The sequence below is a fragment of the Streptomyces qaidamensis genome, from assembly GCF_001611795.1.
In the GTDB taxonomy this organism is placed as follows: domain Bacteria; phylum Actinomycetota; class Actinomycetes; order Streptomycetales; family Streptomycetaceae; genus Streptomyces; species Streptomyces qaidamensis.
Window position 1 is genome coordinate 1203557 of record NZ_CP015098.1, and the last position, 20627, is coordinate 1224183.

The window sequence follows — 20627 nt, forward strand, 5'->3', positions numbered from 1 at the left end:
ATGGACGACGCCACCGATCGCACGCTGCGAGCCCTGGGCCTGCATGAGGCGCCTCGCGAGCATCCGCTGCTGTATCCGGGCGCGTGGCCCGCGGAGTCCGGGCTCCTGGTCGGGGACCGCTTCCTGCCGCTGCAGCGGCTGGTGTACGAGGACCGCACGCCGGTCTTCGCCATCGGCTCCAACGGGTGCCCGGGGCAGCTCAGGCACAAGATGACGGAGTTCGGGATCGGGTCGCCGCTGCCGATGGTCAAGGCCCGGGTGACGGGCGTCGACGCCGGCGTCTCGGCGCACGTGAGCCGCATGGGGTATGTGTCGGCCTCGCCGGTCGGTGCCCCGGACACCGTGCGGGAGCTGTTCGTCCTGTGGCTCGACGCCGAGCAGCTCGCGGTGATCGACGCGAGCGAGGGCGCGCCGGTGCCGGGCGGCAACTTCGACCGGGCCTGGCTGCCGTCGCCCGACATCCGGATCGACCTCGCGGACGGCACGCGCCTGCCCGGGGCGTACGCCTACGTCAACCGGCACGGTGTCCTCCACGACGGCACGGGCACGCCACGCACGCACCCGGGTGAGCGGGAGCTGCTGACGGAGCTGCTCGTCGGGCTGCCGCGGCTGCGGGAGCTGTTCGGTGTCGTGCCCGAGGAGTTCTGCGCGCGGGCCCGCGGGGACCGGCGGCTGTGCGAGCGGGGAACGCGGCTGTTCATCGAGGAGAAGCTGGTGACGGCCTCCGGTCTCGAACGGTACGTGGCAGCCTCGGCGCGGGCTCAGCAGAGCGGGAGCCCGGGGACCGGCGCGTCGTTGTCGCCGCCCTTGACGTAGACGTCGCTGACCCAGACGTTCGTGTTGCCGCTGTCGTCGTCGGTCTTCGCCCACCAGACGTTGGTCCACTCCCCGGAGGTTTCGCGGCGGCCCAGGTTCTGCTGGCAGTAGAAGTAGTTGGTGCCCGCTTTGAGGATGCCGACTTTGGTGCCGGAGGCGGTGTAGGAGTCGGCGGTCTTCCAGACCTGGCAGTTGTACTTGCCGCCGCCGATGGGGTGGCAGGCCGGGGCCGGGGTGGTCGGACCGTCGGAGGCGGCGCCGTCCGGGGTCTCTGCGCCGGTGGCGCCACTGGTGTCGCCGCCGGGGGCCTTGGCGGGGGCGGAGCTGGTCGCCCCGCCGGTGGGCTCGGGGTCCTTCTTGCCGCCGGGCTTCGCGGTCGGGTCCGTGCGCTTGTCGTCGGCCTCGGGCGTGGACCTCGGGGCGTTCGAGCCGTCCGCGCCGCCGGGCTCGGAGGGCCCGGCGTGCGTACCGGCGGTGCCGGTTCGTGCGGCGGTGTCCTTGCCGCCGGAGTCGCCTGAGTCAGCCGAGTCGCCGAGGAGCGCGACCGTGGTCCCGGCGGCGGCGAGCACGACGGTGACGGCCGCGGCGGCGAGCAGCACGCGCGCCTTGCGCCGGGGCGCGGCACGGTCGGCGTTCACCGGGGCGGTGGCAGCGGAGGCACCGGGGGCGGTGGTGCCGGGATCGGCCGGACCGAAGCCCTGGGGGGCGGTGCCCGGGCCCTGCGGGCCGATGCCTTGCGGTGTCGGGTGGACTTGCGGTGCCGGGTGGACTTGCGGTGCCGGGTGGACTTGCGGTGCCGGGTGGACTTGCGGTGCCGGGTGGCCGGGGCCGGTGTGCCCCGGCCCGCCGTCACCCGCGGTCCCCGCCGCATCTGCGGCTCCGAACACGGCTGCCGTGCCGGAGCCGGCTGGGTTCGTGCCCTCCTGAGGCCCGCCGCCGCCCTGCTGCGGGGGGCCGAACCCCGGCGGTACCGACGGAACGCTGCGTTCCGTCTCCGCGCGTGGGGGCGTGGCCGCGGAGCCCCGCAGGGTGGACGTCGGCGTGTCCGTGCCGCTCGTGTCCGCGACCGCCTGGAGCAGTTCGCGGGCCTGGACTGCCTTCGGGCGGGACTCGGGGCGCTTGTCCATCAGCCGCTGGAGGACGGGCGCGAGGGAGCCGGCGCGGTGGGGCTCGGGCAGCGGCTCGGTGACGATCGCGGTGAGCGTGGAGAACGTGGACGTGCGGCGGAAGGGCGAGGATCCTTCGACGGCCGCGTACAGCGTGGCGCCCAGGGCCCAGATGTCGGAGGCGGGGCCCGGGTCGGCGCCCTGCGCGCGCTCGGGGGCGAGGTAGTCGAGGGAGCCGACGAGTTCGCCGCTGCGCGTGAGGTGCGTGGCCGAACCGTCCCCCGGATCGTCCATCGTGGCGATACCGAAGTCGGTGAGGACGACCCGGCCCGAGCGGTCGAGCAGGATGTTGGCCGGCTTCACGTCCCGGTGCAGGACGCCGGCGCGGTGGGCGGCGGCCAGGGCGTCCATGACCTTCGCGCCGATGCCGGCGGCCTCGCCCGGGTCCAGCGTGCCGCGCTCGCGCAGGACGTCGTCCAGGGACGGCCCGTCGACCAGTTCCATGACGATGATCGGGCGGCCGTCGACCTGGGCGATGTCGTGCACGGAGATGACGCCGGGGTGGCGCACCCGGGCCGCAGCACGCGCCTCGCGCCGCATCCGCAGCTGCAGATCGGCCAGTTCGGGACCGGCCGCGTCGGTGTAGGTGCGCAGCTCCTTGACCGCGACCTCACGGCCGAGGACCTCGTCGAGGGCCTTCCAGACGATGCCCATGCCGCCGCGTCCCAGCGCCTCCATGACGCGATAGCGGCCGGCCAGCAGTCGTCCGGTCCCGTCCGCCTGCCCGTGCTCCCCCGTTGACACCACTGCCCCGTTCCTGTCACCCCGCCCTGATGCGCCGGCGGCCGACACCGCCAGTGCGTGGCGTACAGACTACGGGGCAGTGGTGACGGCGACGGCCGCAGGTGACGGCTGTGACAGGGCCGGTACGCGCCGTCCGATCCGCCGTGCGGACGGTGTCAGACGGACGCCGTCAGGTCACCGCGCCGGGGTGCCGCGAAGGACTCCAGGTCCGCGCGGGTCAGGCCGGCCAGGCGGGCGACCTCGCCGTTGTCCAGGGCGCCGCAGTCCAGGCCGCGCAGCAGGTAGCCGCTGAGGGCCTTGGCGGTGGCGGGCTCGTCCATGACGTCGCCGCCGGTGCGGTTGGCGTAGCGGGACAGACGGGCGGCGGCCTGCTCGTAACCCTCGCGGTAGAAGGCGAAGACGGCCGCGTAGCGGGTGGGGATGTGACCGGGGTGCATGTCCCAGCCCTGGTAGTAGGCGCGGGCCAGGGCGCGGCGGGTGAGGCCGTAGTGCAGGCGCCAGGCGTCGTGGACCTTGGCGGTCGGGCCGACCGGCAGGACGTTCGTCGAGCCGTCCGAGACGCGTACGCCGGTGCCGGCCGCAGCGACCTGCATGACGGCCTTGGCGTGATCCGCCGCGGGGTGGTCGCTCGCCTGGTGGGCGGCGGAGACGCCGAGACAGGCGCTGTAGTCGAAGGTGCCGTAGTGCAGGCCGGTGGCGCGGCCCTCGGCGGCCTGGATCATGCGGGCGACGGTGGTGGTGCCGTCGGCGGCGAGGATGGACTGGCTGGTCTCGATCTGGATCTCGAAGCCGATCCGGCCCGGTTCGAGACCGTGGGTCTTCTCGAAGGCGTCCAGCAGCCGCACCATGGCGGTCACCTGCTCGGCGTACGTGACCTTGGGCAGGGTGAGCACCAGCCCGCCGGGCAGGCCGCCGGCCTCCATCAGGCCGGTGAGGAAGATGTCGAGGGTGCGGATGCCCCGGGCGCGGACGGGTGCTTCCATGCACTTCATGCGGATGCCCATGTACGGGGCGGCGGTGCCGTCCTCGTAGGCCTCGGCGACGATCCGGGCGGCGCGGGCGGCGGCCTCGTCCTCCTCGGCGTCGGGGCGGTTGCCGTAGCCGTCCTCGAAGTCGACGCGCAGGTCCTCGATCGGCTCGCGCTCCAGCTTGGCGCGCACGCGTGCGTGGACGGGCTCGGCGAGTTCGTCGGAGAGGCCGAGGACGGCGGCGAAGGACGCGGCGTCCGGGGCGTGTTCGTCGAGGGCGGCGAGGGCGCGGTCGCCCCAGGAGCGGATCGTGTCGGCGGCGAAGGCGTCGCCGGGTACGTAGACGGTGTGGACGGGCTGGCGGGTGCCGGGGTCTCCGGGGTAGCGGCGCTCCAGCTCGGCGTCGACCGGCGCGAGGGAGGCGCTGATCTCGTCGCTGACGGCGCCCGCGAGGCTGGTCGCCACCTTCTCCTGCTGGCCCTGACCCATTCCGAGACCCTCCTGTTTTCCGCTGTACGGAATCAACAATCCGTAGAGCGAAGTTATCGGCCGACCTTCGCCCTGGTCAACACCGTCGTGCAGTGGGATTGCCCATCCTCCACCCATGATCACCGCCGACCCGCCCTCATCTTCCGTATTCAGAAGGCAAGCTTCATCCTGACGTGCAAGGGGAGGGAGACCACGTGCCGAACGAGGCCGGAGTGACGCGCCGCCACGGGCTCAAGGCAGCGGCGGCCGCCGCCATCGCAGGACCGCTGCTCACCACCGCGGGCCCCACACCGCCGGCTTCCGCCGACGAGCACCCGGGCGCCCTGAACGTCATGACGTTCAACGTCCGTTTCGGGACCGTCGTCGACAGGACACCGCGCTGGGACGTGCGCCGGCCGGTGATGCGAGAACTGCTGCGCCGCGACCTACCGCACCTCATCGGCACCCAGGAAGGGCTCTACCGGCAAGTGCGCGCGATCGAGAAGGATCTCGGCGGGCACTACGACTGGATCGGCACCGGACGCGGGGGCGGCAGCAAGGACGAGTTCATGGCGGTCTTCTACGACACGCGCAGACTCGAACCGATCGAGTTCGATCACTTCTGGCTGTCCGACACCCCGTACACGATCGCCTCGAACACCTGGGACGCGGACTGGCTGCGCATGGTGACCTGGGTCCGCTTCGCGGATCTCGCCGACGGAGGACGGGAGTTCTACGTGCTCAACACTCACCTGGACAGCGTCAGCCAGTACGCGCGGGAGCGCGCGGCGGGGCTCATCGGCGAGACGATCGCCGGGTGGGACCGGTCGTCACCGGTCATCGTCACCGGAGACTTCAACGCGGCCGCCCACGACAACCGGGTGTACGACCTCATGCTGGACATCGGGCTGGTGGACGCCTGGGACGCGGCGGCCTCGCGGAGTCCGGCGTACGGGACGCACCACGGCTACCGGAGGCTCAGGCCCGGCGGGCGGCGCATCGACTGGATCCTCACCACGCCCGGGGTGACCACGCACTGGGCCGGGATGAACACCTTCAGCATGGACGGGACGTATCCGAGCGACCATCTGCCGGTGCAGGCCTCGATGACCCTGGGATGAGAAGAGGCCCCCGTGACCGTTCGAGCGTGCATTCGAGCGGTCACGGGGGCCTTTCACAGCCGGGGGCGATCAGCCCTTGCGGGTCTTGATCTCCTCGGTCAGGGCCGGGACGACGTCGAAGAGGTCGCCGACGACGCCGTAGTCGACGAGGTCGAAGATCGGGGCCTCGGCGTCCTTGTTGATCGCCACGATGGTCTTCGAGGTCTGCATACCGGCGCGGTGCTGGATCGCGCCGGAGATGCCGTTGGCGATGTACAGCTGCGGCGAGACGGACTTGCCGGTCTGGCCGACCTGGTTGGTGTGCGGGTACCAGCCGGCGTCCACCGCGGCACGCGAGGCACCGACAGCGGCACCGAGGGAGTCGGCGAGCGCCTCGATGACCGCGAAGTTCTCCGCGCCGTTGACGCCACGGCCACCGGAGACCACGATCGCGGCCTCGGTCAGCTCCGGACGGCCCGTCGACTCACGCGGCGTACGGCCGGTGACCTTGGTGCCGGTGGCCTGTGCGGAGAAGGTCACGGACAGGGCCTCGACGCTACCTGCGGCCGGGGCGGCCTCGACGGCGGCGCTGTTGGGCTTGACCGTGATGACCGGGGTGCCCTTGGCGACACGGGACTTGGTGGTGAAGGACGCGGCGAACACCGACTGCGTGGCCACCGGGCCCTCGTCGCCGGCCTCCAGGTCGACGGCGTCGGTGATGATGCCGGAGCCCAGACGCAGCGCCAGACGGGCGGCGATCTCCTTGCCCTCGGCGGAGGACGGCACCAGCACGGCGGCCGGGGACACGGCCTCGTGCGCGGCCTGGAGGGCGTCGACCTTCGGTACGACCAGGTAGTCGGCGTACTCGGCGGCCTCGTGCGTGAGGACCTTGACCGCGCCGTGCTCGGCGAGGGCGGCGGCGGTGTCGCCGGCGCCGTTGCCCAGCGCGACGGCGACGGGCTCGCCGATGCGGCGGGCCAGGGTCAGCAGCTCCAGGGTGGGCTTGCGGACGGCGCCGTCCACGTGGTCGACGTAGACGAGAACTTCAGCCATGGGACTTCTTCTCTCCTGCTTGCGAAAGATGAGGGGCGGTCAGCGAAAGGGCTCAGATGAACTTCTGGCCCGCGAGGAACTCAGCGAGCTGCTTGCCGCCCTCGCCCTCGTCCTTGACGATCGTGCCCGCGGTGCGGGCCGGACGCTCGGCCGCGCCGTCGACGGTGGTGTAGGCGCCCTCCAGACCGACCTCCTCGGCCTCCAGGTCGAGGTCGGACAGGTCCCAGGACTCCACCGGCTTCTTCTTGGCGGCCATGATGCCCTTGAAGGACGGGTAGCGGGCCTCGCCCGACTGGTCGGTCACCGACACGACCGCCGGGAGGGAGGCCTCCAGGTTCTCCGAGGCGGCGTCGCCGTCGCGGCGGCCCTTGACCGTGCCGTCCTCGACGGAGACCTCGGAGAGCAGGGTGACCTGCGGAACGCCCAGGCGCTCGGCGAGCAGCGCGGGCACGACGCCCATGGTGCCGTCGGTGGAGGCCATGCCGGAGATGACGAGGTCGTAGCCGGCCTTCTCGATCGCCTTGGCCAGGACCAGGGAGGTGCCGATGGCGTCGGTGCCGTGGATGTCGTCGTCCTCGACGTGGATCGCCTTGTCCGCGCCCATGGACAGCGCCTTGCGCAGGGCGTCCTTGGCGTCTTCGGGGCCCACCGTCAGAACGGTGATCTCCACGTCGTCGTCGGAGTTCTCGGAGATCTGCAGCGCCTGCTCGACCGCGTACTCGTCGAGCTCGGAGAGCAGACCGTCCACGTCGTCCCGGTCGACGGTCAGGTCATCGGCGAAGTGCCGGTCGCCAGTGGCGTCGGGCACGTACTTCACAGTGACAACGATCCTCAAGCTCACGCCGGCTCTCCTACTGCATCGTCATTTCCATGCTGCCTACTTGCAGGCAGCATAGGCGCCTCTAGCGTCCGATCCCGGTCGGGGCGAACCCACGCCCCGAGCGAAATATTACTCGTCAGTACACCCAGTTCGTTCCCGCTAAGCAAGCGCTTTGAACTGTGACCTTCGCAACGCAGCGTAACCGGAACTCGACGGTCACGCAGCCCGGGGGGCGCCCCGCTCAGTCGCCCAGACGCTGGAAACGTCCCTGGTGGTAGAGGAGGGGACGACCGGTGCCCGTGGGGTCGCCGTGCACGACCTCGGCGAGCACGATCCGGTGGTCCCCGGCGGGCACGCGCGCGACGACCCGGCCCACCAGCCAGGCGAGCACACCGTCGAGGACGGGAACGCCCTCGGGCCCTTCCCGCCAGGCGGTGGGCGGGCCGAAGCGGTCGGCACCGCTGCGGGCGAAGGTGGCGGCCAGCTCCTGCTGGTGCTCACCGAGGATGTGAACACCGACGTGGTCCGCCACCGCGATCGCGGGCCAGCTGGAGGCGCCGGTGCCGACCCCGAAGGACAGCAGGGGCGGTTCGGCGGAGACGGACGTCAGGGAGGTCGCGGTGAAGCCCACCGGGCCCGCATCACCACGAGCGGTGACGACGGCGACTCCCGCCGCGTGCCGCCGGAAGACCGAGCGCAGGAGGTCGGGCGTGGCGAGGAGGTCCGCAGGCATGGGGTCAGGCTGACGATAACTGGTACGCGCAGTCAAGTTCGTTCCGTGATGTGGGAGATGACTCACGGACGGCGTCACGCCGGTCACACCGCCTCCCCCAGCGCGGCGATCACGTCGGCCTTGCGCGGCTGCCCGGTGGCGCGCCGCACCACCCGGCCGTCGGCGTCCAGGACCAGCACGGTCGGGGTCTTGAGGATGTCCAGGCGCCGCACCAGGTCGAGGTGGGCCTCGGCGTCGATCTCGACGTGGGTCACGCCCGGGACCAGGCCGGCGACCTCGCCGAGGACCCGCCGGGTCGCCCGGCAGGGCGCGCAGAACGCGCTGGAGAACTGCACGAGCGTGGCCCGCTCGCCGAGTTCCGCGCCCAGTTCCGCCGCATCGAGCCGCTTGCCGTCGTCGCGCCCGCGCACCCGTACTCTCCCGCTCCGCCGCCGTTGCAGCACTCCGTAGACGCTCGCCGCCGCGAGCACCGCCACGCACACCACCAGTCCGGTCATCACCTGCTGCAAGCGTTCACGAGACCGCAAAGATTCCCGGCCCCGCCACCCGGCCCTGCTGCGGAATGCTTGGTTCCCATGGACATCGATGCGAGGGGGCCGCGTTTCGGCGCGGCCGTCACGGCCGCCGTCCTGGCGGTCGTTCTGGTCACCGGGAGCGCCTGGCTGCTGGCCTGGCAGACACTGGCCTTCCTGCTCGGCGCGGTGGGCGGCGTCGGACGCTCCCCGTACGGCTTGCTGTTCGCCAAGGCCGTTCGGCCGCGGCTGGGGCCGCCGACGGCGTTCGAAGCGCCCGAACCGCCGCGCTTCGCCCAGGTGGTGGGGCTGCTTTTCGCCGGACTCGGGCTCGTCGGCTCCACCCTGGGTCCCGGCTGGCTGGGACTCGCGGCGACCGGCGCCGCGCTCGCCGCCGCGTTTCTCAATGCTGCGTTCGGGTACTGCTTGGGCTGCGAGTTGTACCTGCTCGTGCGGCGGGTTGCGGTCCGGGCGGAGTAATGGGCGCGCAAAAGCCCGAGGTGGGAACCGGCGGGCGACGTGACGAGAATCTCGCCGCCGCCGGGCACGAGGGCTGGCTACCCGGCCGTTCTTCGGGCACGATCTGCGACAAGCCGTAAACCTACGGCTGCGTAACTTTCCACTGGGAATCCCTTCCCAGGCAGAGCAGGAAGGGTCCGGCCCGCCCATGGCAGAGCTCGTCTACCGTCCCGTCGTCGGTTTCGCCCGCACGCTGTTCAAGGTGTGGGACCTCAAGATCGACCTCCAGGGTTCGGAGAACATCCCGCGCTCGGGCGGCGCCGTGCTGGTGAGCAATCACATCAGCTACCTGGACTTCGTCTTCGACGGTCTGGCGGCGCTGCCGCAGAAACGTCTCGTGCGTTTCATGGCGAAGGAGTCCGTCTTCCGGCACCGCATCTCCGGTCCGCTGATGCGCGGGATGAAGCACATTCCCGTGGACCGCAAGCAGGGCGAGGCCGCCTACGCCCATGCACTGGACTCACTGCGGTCGGGCGAGATCATCGGGGTCTTCCCGGAGGCGACGATCTCGCAGTCGTTCACGCTGAAGAGCTTCAAGTCGGGCGCGGCGCGCCTGGCCCAGGAGGCCGGCGTCCCGCTGATCCCGATGGCGGTGTGGGGCACGCAGCGGCTGTGGACGAAGGGCCAGCCGCGCAACTTCAAGCGCAGCCACATCCCCATCACGATCCGGGTGGGCGAGGCGATCGAGGCCTCCCGCGACAAGTACGCGGGCGCCATCACGCGCCAGCTGCGCGAGCGCGTCCAGGAACTCCTCGAGGCCGCCCAGCGCGCCTACCCCGTCCGCCCGAAGGGCCCGGACGACACCTGGTGGATGCCGGCCCACCTCGGCGGCACGGCGCCCACGCCGGAGCAGGTGCGGGCGGCCGAGAGCCACTGACGCCCCCCGCCCGGCCGGAGCTCAGGCGGAGGACTCCGGAGCGCGGACGGCGATGTCCGCTCCCGGACTGAACTTCGCGAGCAGCTCGGCGAGTTCCGCGGCGGCGGCCGTCACCTCGGCGACCGGCATCGGCGCCAGGCTCTCCAGCAGGAAGATTCCGGACGTCGTCCGCTCGGTGAGCCGGGTGCGCGGGCCCTGGCGCCAGTTCCAGCGCCGGCAGGTCACGCCCGCGTCGTCGCGCCACACGACTTCGCCCGCGTCGGGGTGCTCGACGGTCTCCTCGCCCCCGGCGACGGTCACGAAGTCCTCCTCCCCCGTGGCACGGATCAGCCGCATGCCGCCCTCGATGCGGTCGATGTCCTCGCCGCCAACGGGGATCAGATGGGCGACGGAGATGGCGTTGTAGAGGTCGACCAGCAGGTTGATGCGGGGCAGCCCGGCCTCCGAGAGGGCCCGCCTGGCCAGCGCCTCCGCGGAGTTGCGGGTGCGGGACGGCTTCGAACCGAACGCCGTGTAGGTCTCGCGCCATGCGGCCATGTGCGGGTCCTCGCACGGGGCGCGGCCGTCCAGTCGTACGGCGAGGCGGCGCGCCGCGTCGTCCAGCAGGGCCGAACCGGCATCACTGCTCGGGCCGTTGACCAGGCCGTGTGCCTCGATCGCGACGTGCGTGAAACCGGGAGCCAGTGCGCGTACGTCGTCGGACACGGTCAGGGTGAGCGTCATGATCGCCTTGCCTCAGAGTGCGGTGGGGAGCGTCTGCCACAGGTGGAGCCGGTCGCGCGCTGCCGTGAGCGTGTCGAGCACGACCGGATGCGGTGCAGCATACAAGACTGGATAGTCCAGTTCATTGGACGCCAGGTCGGGCACGAAGGCCAGCCGCTCACCATCGAGACGGAACTGGGCGTCGACACCGGGCTTGTTGCCCCGGGGGTCCTGCCGGTGCCACGCGCCGTTGAACCGCACGGCGACCAGGCCGTGCACCACGTCGAGCTTCTGGTAGCACAGCGCGGTGGGGATGTCCTCGGCCCGGAGCAGGGCGGCCAGCGCGTGGGCCTTGGCGTAGCAGATGCCGGTGCGCTGCTCCAGGACGTCGGAGGCGCGCCAGGTGACGCGGAGATCACCGGAGTCCTGCGAGTGCGGGATGGTGTCGCGAACGAACTCGAAGGCCGCCCGTGCATAGTCATACGAGTCGGCCACCCCGTCGGCGAGCCTCGCCGCCGTTCCCCGCACGAGCGGATGGCGATGGTCGATTGCCTCGTCAGCGACGAGATACGCGGATAGGTCGGGCGCCTGCTGAATCAGTTGCATGACGGCAGAGCGTAAGAAGAGACCACTTTCCTCGTCAATTCATTTACACTCTGCCGCATAGCTATGCGTTTAGCGGGCCATCTCTTCCTTCAGCGCCGCCAGGAACGCGTCCACGTCGTCCTCGGTCGTGTCGAAGGCGCACATCCAGCGGACGTCACCCGCGGCTTCGTCCCAGAAGTAGAAGCGGAACCGCTTCTGGAGACGCTCGCTCACGTCGTGGGGCAGGCGGGCGAAGACCGCGTTGGCCTGCACCGGGTAAAGGATCTCCACACCGTGCACGGCCCGCACGCCCTCGGCGAGCCGCTGGGCCATCTCGTTGGCGTGACCGGCGTTGCGCAGCCACAGGTCCCGGGCGAGCAGGGCCTCCAGCTGCACCGACACGAAGCGCATCTTGGAGGCGAGCTGCATGGACAGCTTGCGCAGGTGCTTCATGTGACTGACGGCGTCCTGGTTGAGGACCACGACGGCCTCGCCGAACAGGGCGCCGTTCTTCGTGCCGCCCAGCGAGAGGATGTCGACGCCGGCGGCGTTGGTCAGCGTCCGCATCGGGACGTCCAGGGTGGCGGCGGCGTTGGCCAGCCGGGAGCCGTCCAGGTGCACCTTCATGCCGTGCGCGTGGGCGTGCTCGCAGAGGGCGCGTATCTCCTCCGGCGTGTAGACCGTGCCCAGCTCGGTGGCCTGGGCGATGGAGACCACCTGCGGCATCGCCCGGTGCTCGTCGTCCCAGCCGTACGCCTGCCGGTCGATCAGCTCGGGCGTGAGCTTGCCGTCGGGCGCCGGAACGGTCAGCAGCTTCAGGCCGCCGACCCGCTCCGGGGCCCCGCACTCGTCGACGTTGATGTGCGCGCTCTCCGCGCAGATCACCGCGCCCCAGCGGTCGGTGACCGCTTGGAGCGCGACGACGTTCGCGCCGGTGCCGTTGAAGACCGGGAACGCCTCGGCCGTGGGCCCGAAGTGGCTGCGGATCACCTGCTGGAGGTTCTCGGTGTAGGCGTCCTCGCCGTACGCGACCTGGTGCCCGCCGTTGGCCAGAGCCAGGGCCGCGAGCACCTCCGGGTGGGTCCCGGCGTAGTTGTCGCTGGCGAAACCGCGGACCTCGGGGTCGTGATGACGACGGGCGTCGGTCTTCGGCGGGTTCACGGCTTCTCGGTGAGCCACAGACGGTTTCCGTTCACTTCGGCGGCGGGCTTCTCCCAGACCTTGGTGATGGCCTCGGCCAGGTCCTTGACGTCGGTGAAACCCGCGAACTTCGCGTTGGGCCGATCGGCGCGCATCGCATCGTGGACCAGCGCCTTCACCACCAGGATCGCAGCCGCCGACGTCGGCCCCCCGGAGCCCCCGGCCTTGCGGAAGTAGTCCGCCATGGCCAGCGTCCACGCCTCGGCGGCCGCCTTTCCGGCGGCGTACGCGGCGTTGCCCGCGGTGGGCTTGGTGGCTCCGGCGGCGCTGATCAGCACGTACCGGCCGCGGTCGCTGCGCTGCAGTGCCTCGTGGAACGCGAGGGATGTGTGCTGCACCGTGCGGACCAGCAGCATCTCCAGGAAGTCCCAGTCGTCGAGGCTGGTCCGGGTGAAGGTCTCGCTGCCGCGCCAGCCGCCGACGAGGTGGACCAGGCCGTCGACGCGGCCGAAGTCCTTCTCGATGCGGGTGGCCCAGTCGCGGGTCGCCCCCAGGTTCAGCAGATCGACCGTGTCACCGGTGACGGTGGCACCGCCGGTCGCGTAGCTCGCCGCGTCCACCGCCTCCGCCAGCCGCTCCGGATCGTTGTCCGATCCGATGACCGTCGCACCCGCCTCGGCCAGCCTGAGCAGTGCGGCCCGGCCGGCGGGCCCGCCGGCTCCGGCCACCGCGATCACCGCACCGCTGAGCGCCCCGTTCCCCATGATCTTCGCCTCCTGAGCAGTGTCCTCGGTACGCCGATCGCTCATGCGGCGATCCGCTCGGCGCTGTCCGCCGTGATGCCCTTGGTGGAGGCGATCACGTTCTTCAGCTTCTTGGACAGTGCCTCATAGAACATGCTCAGCGGAAACTCGTCCGGAAGCACGTCATCGACGAGTTTGCGCGGCGGCTGCGTCGTGTCCAGGGCGTCGGGGCCCTTGGCCCACTTGGAGCCCGGGTGCGGGGAGAGATAGGTGGAGACCAGCTCGTACCCGGCGAACCAGTGGACCAGCTTCGGACGGTCGATGCCGTCGCGGTACAGGTCCTCGATCTCGGCGCACAGCTGGTTGGTGACCTGCGGGGCGCGCTCCCAGTCGATGGTGAGCTTGTTGTCGGTCCAGCGGACGACGTCGTGCTTGTGCAGGTACGCGAAGAGGAGCTGGCCGCCCAGTCCGTCGTAGTTTCGCACCCGCTCGCCGGTGACCGGGAAGCGGAACATGCGGTCGAAGAGGACCGCGACCTGCACGTCACGGGCCTGCGGAACGCCTTCCCCGGCCAGCTTCACGGCCTCCTTGAAGGCGGTGAGGTCACAGCGCAGCTCCTCCAGGCCGTACATCCAGAACGGCTGGCGCTGCTTGATCATGAAGGGGTCGAAGGGCAGGTCACCGTGGCTGTGGGTGCGGTCGTGGACCATGTCCCACAGGACGAACGCCTCCTCGCAGCGCTTCTGGTCGTGGACCATCGCGGCGACGTCCTCGGGCAGCTCCAGGCCCAGGATGTCGACGGCGGCGTCGGTCACGCGGCGGAAGCGGGCGGCCTCGCGGTCGCAGAAGATGCCGCCCCACGTGAACCGCTCCGGGGCCTCGCGCACGGCGATGGTCTCGGGGAAGAGGACGGCGGAGTTGGTGTCGTAGCCGGAGGTGAAGTCCTCGAACTTGATGCCGCAGAACAGCGGGTTGTCGTAGCGGGTGCGCTCCAGCTCGGCCAGCCAGTCCGGCCAGACCATGCGCAGCACGACCGCTTCGAGGTTGCGGTCCGGGTTGCCGTTCTGCGTGTACATCGGGAAGACGACGAGGTGCTGGAGACCGTCCGCACGGTGCGCGGCGGGCTGGAAAGCCAGCAGCGAGTCGAGGAAGTCGGGCACCTGGAAGCCGCTGTCGGCCCACCGGGTCAGGTCCTTGACCAGGGCCTCGTGATAGGCGCCGTCGTGCGGGAGCAGCGGGGAGAGCTCCAGGACGGCGTCGGCGACCTGGCGGACCGCGATCTCGGCCTCGGCCGGTTCGGGCGCGCCCTCGGCGTCGAAGTCGATCGACCCGTCCTTGGACTGCCATGGCCGGATCCGCTCCACGGCATCCTTGAGCACGGGCCATGCCGGGTGCTCGACCACCCTGGCCACGGGAGGAAGACCTTCCTCCGAACCCACCTGCACAAGAATTTCCGTCATGTCCCACCTTCCACGGGAGAATCTCACGTATGCAGACCGTATACACACGAGGTTCCTCCCAGCAAGGGCGAACCCGGGAAATTATCCTGCCCGACCCTGTGCTTCACCGCACTTTTTCCTGTCGGTCACGCTTGTGCCCGGATGTGCGGCGACCATGCCCTCACTCTCTGCACAGGGCGGGTCCAGGCGATACGGTCAGGGGGGCCGTCAGGCCTGCCACCAGTGCCGCCTGTCGACGGAAGAGAGTCGCGCCTTGAACTTCCTCACCATCGGTCACCGCGGAGTCATGGGTGTGGAACCCGAGAACACCCTCCGATCCTTCGTCGCCGCCCAGGAGGCGGGCCTGGACGCCATCGAACTCGATCTGCATCTGAGCAAGGACGGCGCGCTCGTCGTCATGCACGACACGGATGTGGACCGCACGACCGACGGCACCGGGCCGATCGCCGAGAAGACCCTCGCCGAGCTGCGGGCCCTGGACGCGGGCCGGGGCGAGCGGGTCCCGGTCTTCGAGGAGGTTTTGGAGGCCGTGCAGTCGCCGCTCCAGGCGGAGATCAAGGACGCGCAGGCGGCGCGCGCCCTGGCCGAGGTCATGAACGAGCGCGGGCTGGCGGGCCGCGTGGAGGTGTCCTCGTTCCACGACGAGGCGATCGCCGAGATCAAGCCCCTGGTGCCGGGGGTGCGCACCGCGCTGATCGCCAGCCGCTACGGCACCGACATCGTGGACCGCGCCGTCCAGGCCGGCGCCGAGACCGTCTGCCTGAACATCCGCCGGCTGACCCTGGAGATCGTGGAGCGGGCCCGCAAGGCCGACCTGAGGATCATCGGCTGGGTGGTGAACACGCAGGACCAGCTGCGGCTCGTCCGGGCGTTCGGTCTGGACGGCGCGACCACCGACCACCCGGACATCAAGCGCACGGGCCGTTTCACGGCCTAGCCGCTAGGCGAGCTCCTTGACCAGCAGCTCGAACTGCAGGTCGTCGCGCTGCGGAACACCGAAGCGCTCATCGCCGTACGGGAACGGAGTCATCCGTCCCGTACGGCGGTAGCCGCGCCGCTCGTACCAGGCGATGAGGTCCTCGCGTACGGAGATCACGGTCATCTGCATCTCCCGCACACCCCAGGTCTCGCGGGCCTGCCGCTCCGCCTCCGCGATGATCACCTTGCCGAGGCCCGCGCCCTGGAGCCGGGGGCTGACGGCGAACATCCCGAAGTAGGCGTTCTCTCCCTGGTGTTCCAGCTGGCAGCAGGCGACGATCCCGCCGTCCCGCTCCACCGTGAGGAGCCGGCTGTCGGGCGACTTGATGACCTCCAGCACGCCCTCGGGGTCGGTGCGCTGCCCTGCGAGGATGTCCGCCTCGGTGGTCCACCCGGCCCTGCTGTCGTCGCCCCGGTACGCCGACTCGATCAGCGCGACCAGCTCGTCCACGTCGGCGTCGGTGGCGTCGCGGAAGGTCAGTGCGGTGGCGGCGGTCTCCATGGGCGTACGTCTCCGTTGCGGCTGCGAGGCTGGGCAGGGATGAGCGTAGCGCCACCACTAACCTCCGCTGCATGGTGCATGTACTCAGCAGCCGGATCCTGCTCCGCCCCACCGACCCCGAGCGGTCGCGCGCCTTCTACGGCGAGCAGCTGGGCCTCGCCGTGTACCGCGAGTTCGGCACGGGAGCCGAGCGCGGCACGGTCTTCTTCCTGGGCGGCGGCTTCCTGGAGGTCTCGGGCCGGTCCGAGACGCCCCCGGCGCCCGCCGTGCGGCTGTGGCTGCAGGTCGACGACGTGGCGGCGGCGCAGGAGGAGCTGCGGGCGAAGGGCGTGGAGATCGTGCGGCCGCCGGTGAAGGAACCCTGGGGGCTGGTCGAGATGTGGATCGCGGATCCCGACGGGACGCCGATCGTGCTGGTGGAGGTGCCGGCGGACCATCCCATCCGCTACCGGCCCGGCATCTGAGCCCGGCCCGGGCGGTGCTCCCAGCCCCGGTCGGTGCGGGTGAGTTCGCGAAAGCCCGCACCGGTCAGGAGGGCGGTCGTGGCGCCGCCGTCGGCGGGTTCGTAGGCGACGAGCCGGTCCACACCGCACAGCCTGAGCCAGTTGGCGGCCCGGGCGAGCAGCCAGTGCTCCAGGCCGGTGCCGTGCTCTGCCGGGTCGATGTGCAGGTTGCCGATGTCGGCGAGGCCGGAGGCGCGCGTGTGGCGTTCCGGGCGTGCCAGGGCGGTGTCGATCTCGACGAAGCCGAGCGCCTTTCCCCCGGCCCGGGCCGTGAAGCGGGTGCCGCACTCCCCCAGCGTGCGCTCGGCTGTGACACCCGGCCGGGGCTCGTGGGCCGGCAGGTCGGCCACCCGGGCGATCAGGATGACCTCGGTGTCTCCGGTGTGCCGGAACCCCGCGCGTTCGTAGAGGGCCCTGATGTGCGGCCAGTTGCGGGGCAGGCCGTAGACGAGCGGGGCGGGCAGTGCGCCGTCGGCGTACCGGACGCGGGGGTTCCAGCGGGCGAACCGTGCCAGGCACGCCCGCATCAGCAGGTCCGCCGCCGGCTCGGCGTCCGGCCAGAGGGGCGTCGCCGGGCGGTGGACGAACCAGTTGATCTCGGCGGCGTCCCGGTAGCTCTCCCCGACGTCGGCGTCGGCGCGGTAGCGCAGCAGGTGGGCCGCGGCGACGACGTACCGGCGCTGCTCGGCGACGAGCGTCGTCCGCTCGGCCACCCACGGGTCGGTGATGAACTCGCCGGGCCGCCGCTCCAGGTCGCCGAGGACGGTGTTCACGGAGACGGAGACGCCGGGGACGACGGCCGCCACGTGCATGGTGACCAGGTCGGTCAGCTGGTCGCGGTCGGTCTTGCGAAAGGGACGCACCTCGGGCGCGGGCATGGGAACCTCCGGGCAGGCTGAAGGAGCGGAGGCCGCCACGTGGTGCGGTACGGGGTGAGGGTACGCCGGGGCCGTTGTGGCACACCACCGGGTTTCCCCGGATGGCAGGGAGCCCTGCGGGCGGCTTAGCGTGCTGGAGGGGGCCCTCGGGGGCGAGGTCCCCGCCGCTCGCGGAAGGAACGCCATGAAGCTCGACGCACCGGTGACCAGCGGTCCCTGCTGGACCGAGCTGGGGACCAGTGACCTGGACGCGGCCCGGCGGTTCTACACGCGGCTGTTCGGCTGGCGGCCCGAGACGGACGCGCGCCAGGAGGCCGGCGGCTACACCGTCGCGCACCTCGGGGAAGCGGCCGTCGCCGCGCTCGCCCCGCTGTACCAGCCGTCGCAGCCGGTCGCGTGGAACGTGTCGTTCGCGGTGACCGACGCGGACGCCACCGGCCGTGCGGTGACGGAGGCGGGCGGGTCCCTGCTGTTCGGCCCGATGGACGTGTTCGACCTGGGGCGGTTCGCGGTGGCCGCCGATCCGGGCGGCGCCGTCTTCCAGCTGTGGCAGGCGGGGACCTTCCCGGGCGCCGGGCTGTTCAACGCGCCCGGTTCGCTGGGCTGGGTGGAGCTGATGACACGGGACCCGGAGGGGGCCGTGTCCTTCTACACGCGGGTGTTCGGCTGGACGGTCGCCCCGTCGGACCGCTACACCCAGTGGGGCGTGGGTGGCGCGGACTTCGGCGGCATGGTGACGATGGACGACAAGTTCCCGCCCGAGGTGCCGGCGCACTGGCTGCCGTACTTCGCCGTCGCCGACGTGGACGACACCACCGCTGTCGTCCAGCGGCACGGCACGGTCCTGATGGTGCCCACCTCCGTGCCCGACGGGCCGCGCATCGCGGTGCTGCGGGACCCGCAGGGGGCGGTGTTCGGCGTGTACCGGGCGGGCGACGAGGCCTGAGCCTGCGTCGTGGCACCTTGTCCGGCGGCACCACCACTGCCTGCCTCGGAGGTGGTCAGGCCCGCAGAACGCCGAGGCGCCCCTCCAGCTGGCTGAGCAACTCCCCCAGCAAGGCGGCGAGTTCACCTTGCTCGGGGCCGTCCACGCCGGACAGCACGGCCGTCTCGTAGGCGAGCTGGACGGGCAGGATCGCGTCGACGAGGTCGCGTCCGGCGTCGGTGAGGCGGAGGTGGACGACCCGGCGGTCACGCGTGTCGCCCCGCCGTTCGACCAGGCCGCGCTCGGTCAGCTGCTTCAGGCGTTTGGTGACGGCCGCTCCCGAGGAGAAGGTCTCCCTGGCCAGGTCCCCGGGCGTCAGTTCGTGCCCGGTACGCCGCAGCGCACCCAGCAGATCGAACTCGGGCCGGCTGAGTCCGGCCCGGCGCAGCGGAGCGTCCTCGGCCTGCTGCAGCAGGGCGGCGCAGCGGTTGATCCGCCCGATGATCTCCATCGGCCCGGTGTCGAGCCCGGGGTGCACGGCCTGCCACTGCCGGACGACGGCGGCGACGGTGTCGCCCCGGCGTTCGCCGCCCGGGAGACCCTCACCGGACGCGTCCTCCACCGCACCCCCTCCGGCCGTTGCCTCCTCGTCGGACGTCCGCCCCTCCGCCACCGGCTCTGCCCCGGTCCCCGGCTGCGGGGCAGGTCCCGCGTCGCTCCCCGTGGGCGATGGTCCTTCGGTCGGCGTCATGGCCGTGCGTCCTCCGTTTCGGTGGCCGGGTCCCGGTCCGGGAGCAGTCCCTGGCGTCGGGCCGTCGCCGCGAGCGTACGGTGTCCGGACTGTTCGACGAGCACGACCCGCTCCTGTGGCAGGGCCCGCTGCCACCATTCACCGGCGGCCGCGTCGGCCGTGGCGCGCAGCTCGGCCAGGGCGACGGCGAGGCCGCGACGGGCGGATTCCAGGGCCGCGGCGCCGGGGTCCGGTTCGGCCAGGAGGCGGGCGGCGTGTTCGCGGGCCCGGTCGGCGGCGGTCAGCGCCCGTTCCACGCGGGCGCCCGCACGCCGGTTGGTGACGGCCAGGGCGGCGACGAAACCGACCAGCGCACCGACGACGGTGTCCACGACCCGCTCCGCCATCAGCGCGCCGGGCTCCTGGTGCCCGGCGAACTCCGTGATGAGCAGGGCCATGGGCGTCACACAGACGCTGCCGAGCCAGTAGTTGCGGCTGATCAGCACCTCCGCGCCGAAGCTGAGCGCGAGGCAGCACAGCACGAGTGCCACCGGCCCCAGGTGCGCCAGCGGCACGACGGCGAGGAAGGCGAGCACGCCGACGACGTTGCCCACCACCCGCTGGACGGCCCGGCTCCAGGTCAGGGTGAGGTTCGCCTGGTAGAGGGAGGCGGCGGTGACCAGCGCCCAGTAGGGGCGGCCGATCCCGAGCGCGAGCGAGGCGTAGCCGGCGAGCGCGCAGCCGAGGGCGGTACGCACCGCGAGGGGGGCCAGCGGGCCGAGCCGCGCCCGGAGGGGCCGGGCGGCGTGGACTCCGAGCAGTTCGTCGGCTGCCGCGTCCGCCGGTCCGGCCTGCGGGACGGGGCCGGTGCCGCGCAGCGAGCCCGCCCACGCGCGCAGTCGCTCCGCGTCCGCCTCCGTCGGCGCCGCGAGGGCGACCTCGGCGCGGACGACGAGCCGTTCGAGGGCACGCCTGGTCCGGGATGGGGCGCTGGTGGACAGCAGCGACTGCCAGGCGGCCTGTACCGCGGCACAACCGGCGGCGCGGGCCCGGGCATGGCCCTCCCCCGTACCGCCGGTGTCGGCACACACGGCGGCGGCCTTCAGGGCGGCGGCGGTGGCGCGGCGTTCCGGTCCGTGCGGCCGGATGAGCGCGGGCGCCATGCAGACCAGCCAGGCCCAGCCCCCCGTCGCGGCGGTCAGGGCCAGGTGGCCGGGCACCTGGCCGAGGGTCTGCGGCGCGAACAGGGAGGCGGAGCTGACGAAGGTGAGGACGACGTTGCCGGGCGGGCCGACCCGGGTGGCGTCGCACAGCGCCTTCTGCGCGGCGGCCAGCAGCGCGCCGACGGTGACCAGGACGACGGCGCTGCCGGTGAGCGAGGCCGCGACCAGGGCCACGGCGACCCCGCCGAGCATGCCCAGCACCACCCTCGCGAGGACTCCGGCCCGGGCGGCGTACGGCCGGTTGTGGGCGTACAGCGCGCACAGGGATCCGGCCATCGCGTACATCACGAGGTCGGGCCGGCCGAGCGCCGAGAGGGTGAGGGCAGGTGGAGCGATCGCCGCGACGACACTCAGCGCGGGCTTGAACCAGATCTCCGAGGGGCTGCCGAGGCGCAGCACCCCCGCCAGCGGCAGGCGCCGGGCGGGTGGGGAGGCGGGGGTGGGTGCAGCACTGCTCATGAGAAACAAGATTAACAGGTGTT

At 71.8% G+C, this 20627-nt stretch carries 22 protein-coding genes; 7 read left to right on the plus strand and 15 right to left on the minus strand.

Annotated elements, in window-relative coordinates; all coding sequences use genetic code 11:
• Positions 1-816: a hypothetical protein gene (locus A4E84_RS05035; protein WP_062925378.1), complete on the plus strand. Its 816-nt coding sequence runs from the start codon at positions 1-3 to the stop codon at positions 814-816.
• On the opposite strand, the gene A4E84_RS05040 is transcribed toward A4E84_RS05035, so the two are convergent.
• Positions 762-2726, minus strand: coding sequence for a serine/threonine protein kinase (locus A4E84_RS05040; RefSeq protein ID WP_062931319.1), 1965 nt, complete (start codon positions 2724-2726; stop codon positions 762-764). The genes A4E84_RS05035 and A4E84_RS05040 overlap by 55 nt on opposite strands.
• Before the next feature lie 155 nt (positions 2727-2881).
• Positions 2882-4183, minus strand: coding sequence for a DUF6986 family protein (locus tag A4E84_RS05045; RefSeq protein ID WP_062925379.1), 1302 nt, complete (start codon positions 4181-4183; stop codon positions 2882-2884).
• Positions 4184-4377: 194 nt separating this feature from the next.
• Here A4E84_RS05045 and A4E84_RS05050 point away from each other — a divergent pair, with 194 nt between their 5' ends.
• Positions 4378-5283, plus strand: a complete 906-nt coding sequence (locus tag A4E84_RS05050; RefSeq protein ID WP_062925380.1) for an endonuclease/exonuclease/phosphatase family protein — start codon at positions 4378-4380, stop codon at positions 5281-5283.
• Between the two features lie 69 nt (positions 5284-5352).
• Here A4E84_RS05050 and A4E84_RS05055 read toward each other — a convergent pair whose 3' ends face one another.
• The 4 genes from A4E84_RS05055 to A4E84_RS05070 form a co-directional block, all read right to left on the minus strand.
• Positions 5353-6315, minus strand: coding sequence for an electron transfer flavoprotein subunit alpha/FixB family protein (locus A4E84_RS05055; protein ID WP_062925381.1), 963 nt, complete (start codon positions 6313-6315; stop codon positions 5353-5355).
• 52 nt (positions 6316-6367) lie between these two features.
• Positions 6368-7156 (minus strand): electron transfer flavoprotein subunit beta/FixA family protein, encoded by a 789-nt coding sequence (locus A4E84_RS05060; RefSeq protein ID WP_062925382.1) that lies wholly within the window; start codon positions 7154-7156, stop codon positions 6368-6370.
• A gap of 220 nt (positions 7157-7376) precedes the next feature.
• Positions 7377-7868, minus strand: coding sequence for a flavin reductase family protein (locus tag A4E84_RS05065; RefSeq protein WP_062925383.1), 492 nt, complete (start codon positions 7866-7868; stop codon positions 7377-7379).
• Positions 7869-7951: 83 nt separating this feature from the next.
• Complete coding sequence (locus A4E84_RS05070) at positions 7952-8365, minus strand: thioredoxin family protein (RefSeq protein WP_062925384.1); 414 nt, start codon at positions 8363-8365, stop codon at positions 7952-7954.
• Positions 8366-8443: 78 nt separating this feature from the next.
• Between A4E84_RS05070 and A4E84_RS05075 the strand changes: the two genes are divergently transcribed.
• Both A4E84_RS05075 and A4E84_RS05080 read left to right on the plus strand, forming a co-directional pair.
• The gene (locus A4E84_RS05075) at positions 8444-8860 is read left to right on the plus strand and encodes a DUF4395 domain-containing protein (protein ID WP_062925385.1); all 417 of its coding nucleotides are present in this window, start codon (positions 8444-8446) and stop codon (positions 8858-8860) included.
• Positions 8861-9047: 187 nt separating this feature from the next.
• The gene (locus A4E84_RS05080; protein WP_062925386.1) at positions 9048-9776 is read left to right on the plus strand and encodes a lysophospholipid acyltransferase family protein; all 729 of its coding nucleotides are present in this window, start codon (positions 9048-9050) and stop codon (positions 9774-9776) included.
• A 21-nt stretch (positions 9777-9797) separates the two neighbouring features.
• Here A4E84_RS05080 and A4E84_RS05085 read toward each other — a convergent pair whose 3' ends face one another.
• The 5 genes from A4E84_RS05085 to A4E84_RS05105 form a co-directional block, all read right to left on the minus strand.
• Complete coding sequence (locus tag A4E84_RS05085; protein ID WP_062925387.1) at positions 9798-10499, minus strand: B3/B4 domain-containing protein; 702 nt, start codon at positions 10497-10499, stop codon at positions 9798-9800.
• Between the two features lie 12 nt (positions 10500-10511).
• Entirely contained in the window at positions 10512-11084 is a 573-nt protein-coding gene (locus tag A4E84_RS05090; protein ID WP_062925388.1) for a transglutaminase domain-containing protein, read from the minus strand.
• Positions 11085-11153: 69 nt separating this feature from the next.
• Positions 11154-12224 (minus strand): threonine aldolase family protein, encoded by a 1071-nt coding sequence (locus A4E84_RS05095; protein WP_062925389.1) that lies wholly within the window; start codon positions 12222-12224, stop codon positions 11154-11156.
• Complete coding sequence (locus A4E84_RS05100; protein WP_062925390.1) at positions 12221-12967, minus strand: SDR family oxidoreductase; 747 nt, start codon at positions 12965-12967, stop codon at positions 12221-12223. Before A4E84_RS05100 ends, A4E84_RS05095 begins: the two co-directional genes overlap by 4 nt.
• A gap of 41 nt (positions 12968-13008) precedes the next feature.
• Positions 13009-14406, minus strand: a complete 1398-nt coding sequence (locus A4E84_RS05105; RefSeq protein WP_062925391.1) for a DUF6421 family protein — start codon at positions 14404-14406, stop codon at positions 13009-13011.
• A 253-nt stretch (positions 14407-14659) separates the two neighbouring features.
• On the opposite strand from A4E84_RS05105, the gene A4E84_RS05110 reads away from it, so the two are divergent.
• The gene (locus A4E84_RS05110; RefSeq protein ID WP_062925392.1) at positions 14660-15343 is read left to right on the plus strand and encodes a glycerophosphodiester phosphodiesterase; all 684 of its coding nucleotides are present in this window, start codon (positions 14660-14662) and stop codon (positions 15341-15343) included.
• Between the two features lie 3 nt (positions 15344-15346).
• On the opposite strand, the gene A4E84_RS05115 is transcribed toward A4E84_RS05110, so the two are convergent.
• Positions 15347-15886: a GNAT family N-acetyltransferase gene (locus tag A4E84_RS05115; protein ID WP_062925393.1), complete on the minus strand. Its 540-nt coding sequence runs from the start codon at positions 15884-15886 to the stop codon at positions 15347-15349.
• A 71-nt stretch (positions 15887-15957) separates the two neighbouring features.
• Between A4E84_RS05115 and A4E84_RS05120 the strand changes: the two genes are divergently transcribed.
• Positions 15958-16350 (plus strand): VOC family protein, encoded by a 393-nt coding sequence (locus A4E84_RS05120; RefSeq protein WP_033307117.1) that lies wholly within the window; start codon positions 15958-15960, stop codon positions 16348-16350.
• On the opposite strand, the gene A4E84_RS05125 is transcribed toward A4E84_RS05120, so the two are convergent.
• Positions 16332-17267, minus strand: coding sequence for a hypothetical protein (locus A4E84_RS05125; RefSeq protein WP_062925394.1), 936 nt, complete (start codon positions 17265-17267; stop codon positions 16332-16334). The genes A4E84_RS05120 and A4E84_RS05125 overlap by 19 nt on opposite strands.
• 184 nt (positions 17268-17451) lie before the next feature.
• On the opposite strand from A4E84_RS05125, the gene A4E84_RS05130 reads away from it, so the two are divergent.
• Complete coding sequence (locus A4E84_RS05130) at positions 17452-18213, plus strand: VOC family protein (RefSeq protein ID WP_062925395.1); 762 nt, start codon at positions 17452-17454, stop codon at positions 18211-18213.
• A gap of 55 nt (positions 18214-18268) precedes the next feature.
• On the opposite strand, the gene A4E84_RS05135 is transcribed toward A4E84_RS05130, so the two are convergent.
• Both A4E84_RS05135 and A4E84_RS05140 read right to left on the minus strand, forming a co-directional pair.
• On the minus strand, positions 18269-18943 hold the full coding sequence (locus A4E84_RS05135; protein WP_079128873.1) for a MarR family winged helix-turn-helix transcriptional regulator: 675 nt from the start codon (positions 18941-18943) through the stop codon (positions 18269-18271).
• Positions 18940-20604, minus strand: coding sequence for an FUSC family protein (locus A4E84_RS05140; protein ID WP_062925397.1), 1665 nt, complete (start codon positions 20602-20604; stop codon positions 18940-18942). Before A4E84_RS05140 ends, A4E84_RS05135 begins: the two co-directional genes overlap by 4 nt.
• Positions 20605-20627: the final 23 nt, after the last annotated feature.

Bases quoted from the DNA above. Each gene is read 5' to 3' on its own strand.
- A4E84_RS05035 (WP_062925378.1), top strand. From the start codon at position 1: ATGGACGACGCCACCGATCGCACGCTGCGAGCCCTGGGCCTGCATGAG.
- A4E84_RS05045 (WP_062925379.1), bottom strand. From the start codon at position 4,183: ATGGGTCAGGGCCAGCAGGAGAAGGTGGCGACCAGCCTCGCGGGCGCC.
- A4E84_RS05055 (WP_062925381.1), bottom strand. From the start codon at position 6,315: ATGGCTGAAGTTCTCGTCTACGTCGACCACGTGGACGGCGCCGTCCGC.
- A4E84_RS05065 (WP_062925383.1), bottom strand. From the start codon at position 7,868: ATGCCTGCGGACCTCCTCGCCACGCCCGACCTCCTGCGCTCGGTCTTC.
- A4E84_RS05070 (WP_062925384.1), bottom strand. From the start codon at position 8,365: ATGACCGGACTGGTGGTGTGCGTGGCGGTGCTCGCGGCGGCGAGCGTC.
- A4E84_RS05075 (WP_062925385.1), top strand. From the start codon at position 8,444: ATGGACATCGATGCGAGGGGGCCGCGTTTCGGCGCGGCCGTCACGGCC.
- A4E84_RS05080 (WP_062925386.1), top strand. From the start codon at position 9,048: ATGGCAGAGCTCGTCTACCGTCCCGTCGTCGGTTTCGCCCGCACGCTG.
- A4E84_RS05085 (WP_062925387.1), bottom strand. From the start codon at position 10,499: ATGACGCTCACCCTGACCGTGTCCGACGACGTACGCGCACTGGCTCCC.
- A4E84_RS05090 (WP_062925388.1), bottom strand. From the start codon at position 11,084: ATGCAACTGATTCAGCAGGCGCCCGACCTATCCGCGTATCTCGTCGCT.
- A4E84_RS05100 (WP_062925390.1), bottom strand. From the start codon at position 12,967: ATGGGGAACGGGGCGCTCAGCGGTGCGGTGATCGCGGTGGCCGGAGCC.
- A4E84_RS05105 (WP_062925391.1), bottom strand. From the start codon at position 14,406: ATGACGGAAATTCTTGTGCAGGTGGGTTCGGAGGAAGGTCTTCCTCCC.
- A4E84_RS05115 (WP_062925393.1), bottom strand. From the start codon at position 15,886: ATGGAGACCGCCGCCACCGCACTGACCTTCCGCGACGCCACCGACGCC.
- A4E84_RS05120 (WP_033307117.1), top strand. From the start codon at position 15,958: ATGGTGCATGTACTCAGCAGCCGGATCCTGCTCCGCCCCACCGACCCC.
- A4E84_RS05125 (WP_062925394.1), bottom strand. From the start codon at position 17,267: ATGCCCGCGCCCGAGGTGCGTCCCTTTCGCAAGACCGACCGCGACCAG.
- A4E84_RS05130 (WP_062925395.1), top strand. From the start codon at position 17,452: ATGAAGCTCGACGCACCGGTGACCAGCGGTCCCTGCTGGACCGAGCTG.
- A4E84_RS05135 (WP_079128873.1), bottom strand. From the start codon at position 18,943: ATGACGCCGACCGAAGGACCATCGCCCACGGGGAGCGACGCGGGACCT.
- A4E84_RS05140 (WP_062925397.1), bottom strand. From the start codon at position 20,604: ATGAGCAGTGCTGCACCCACCCCCGCCTCCCCACCCGCCCGGCGCCTG.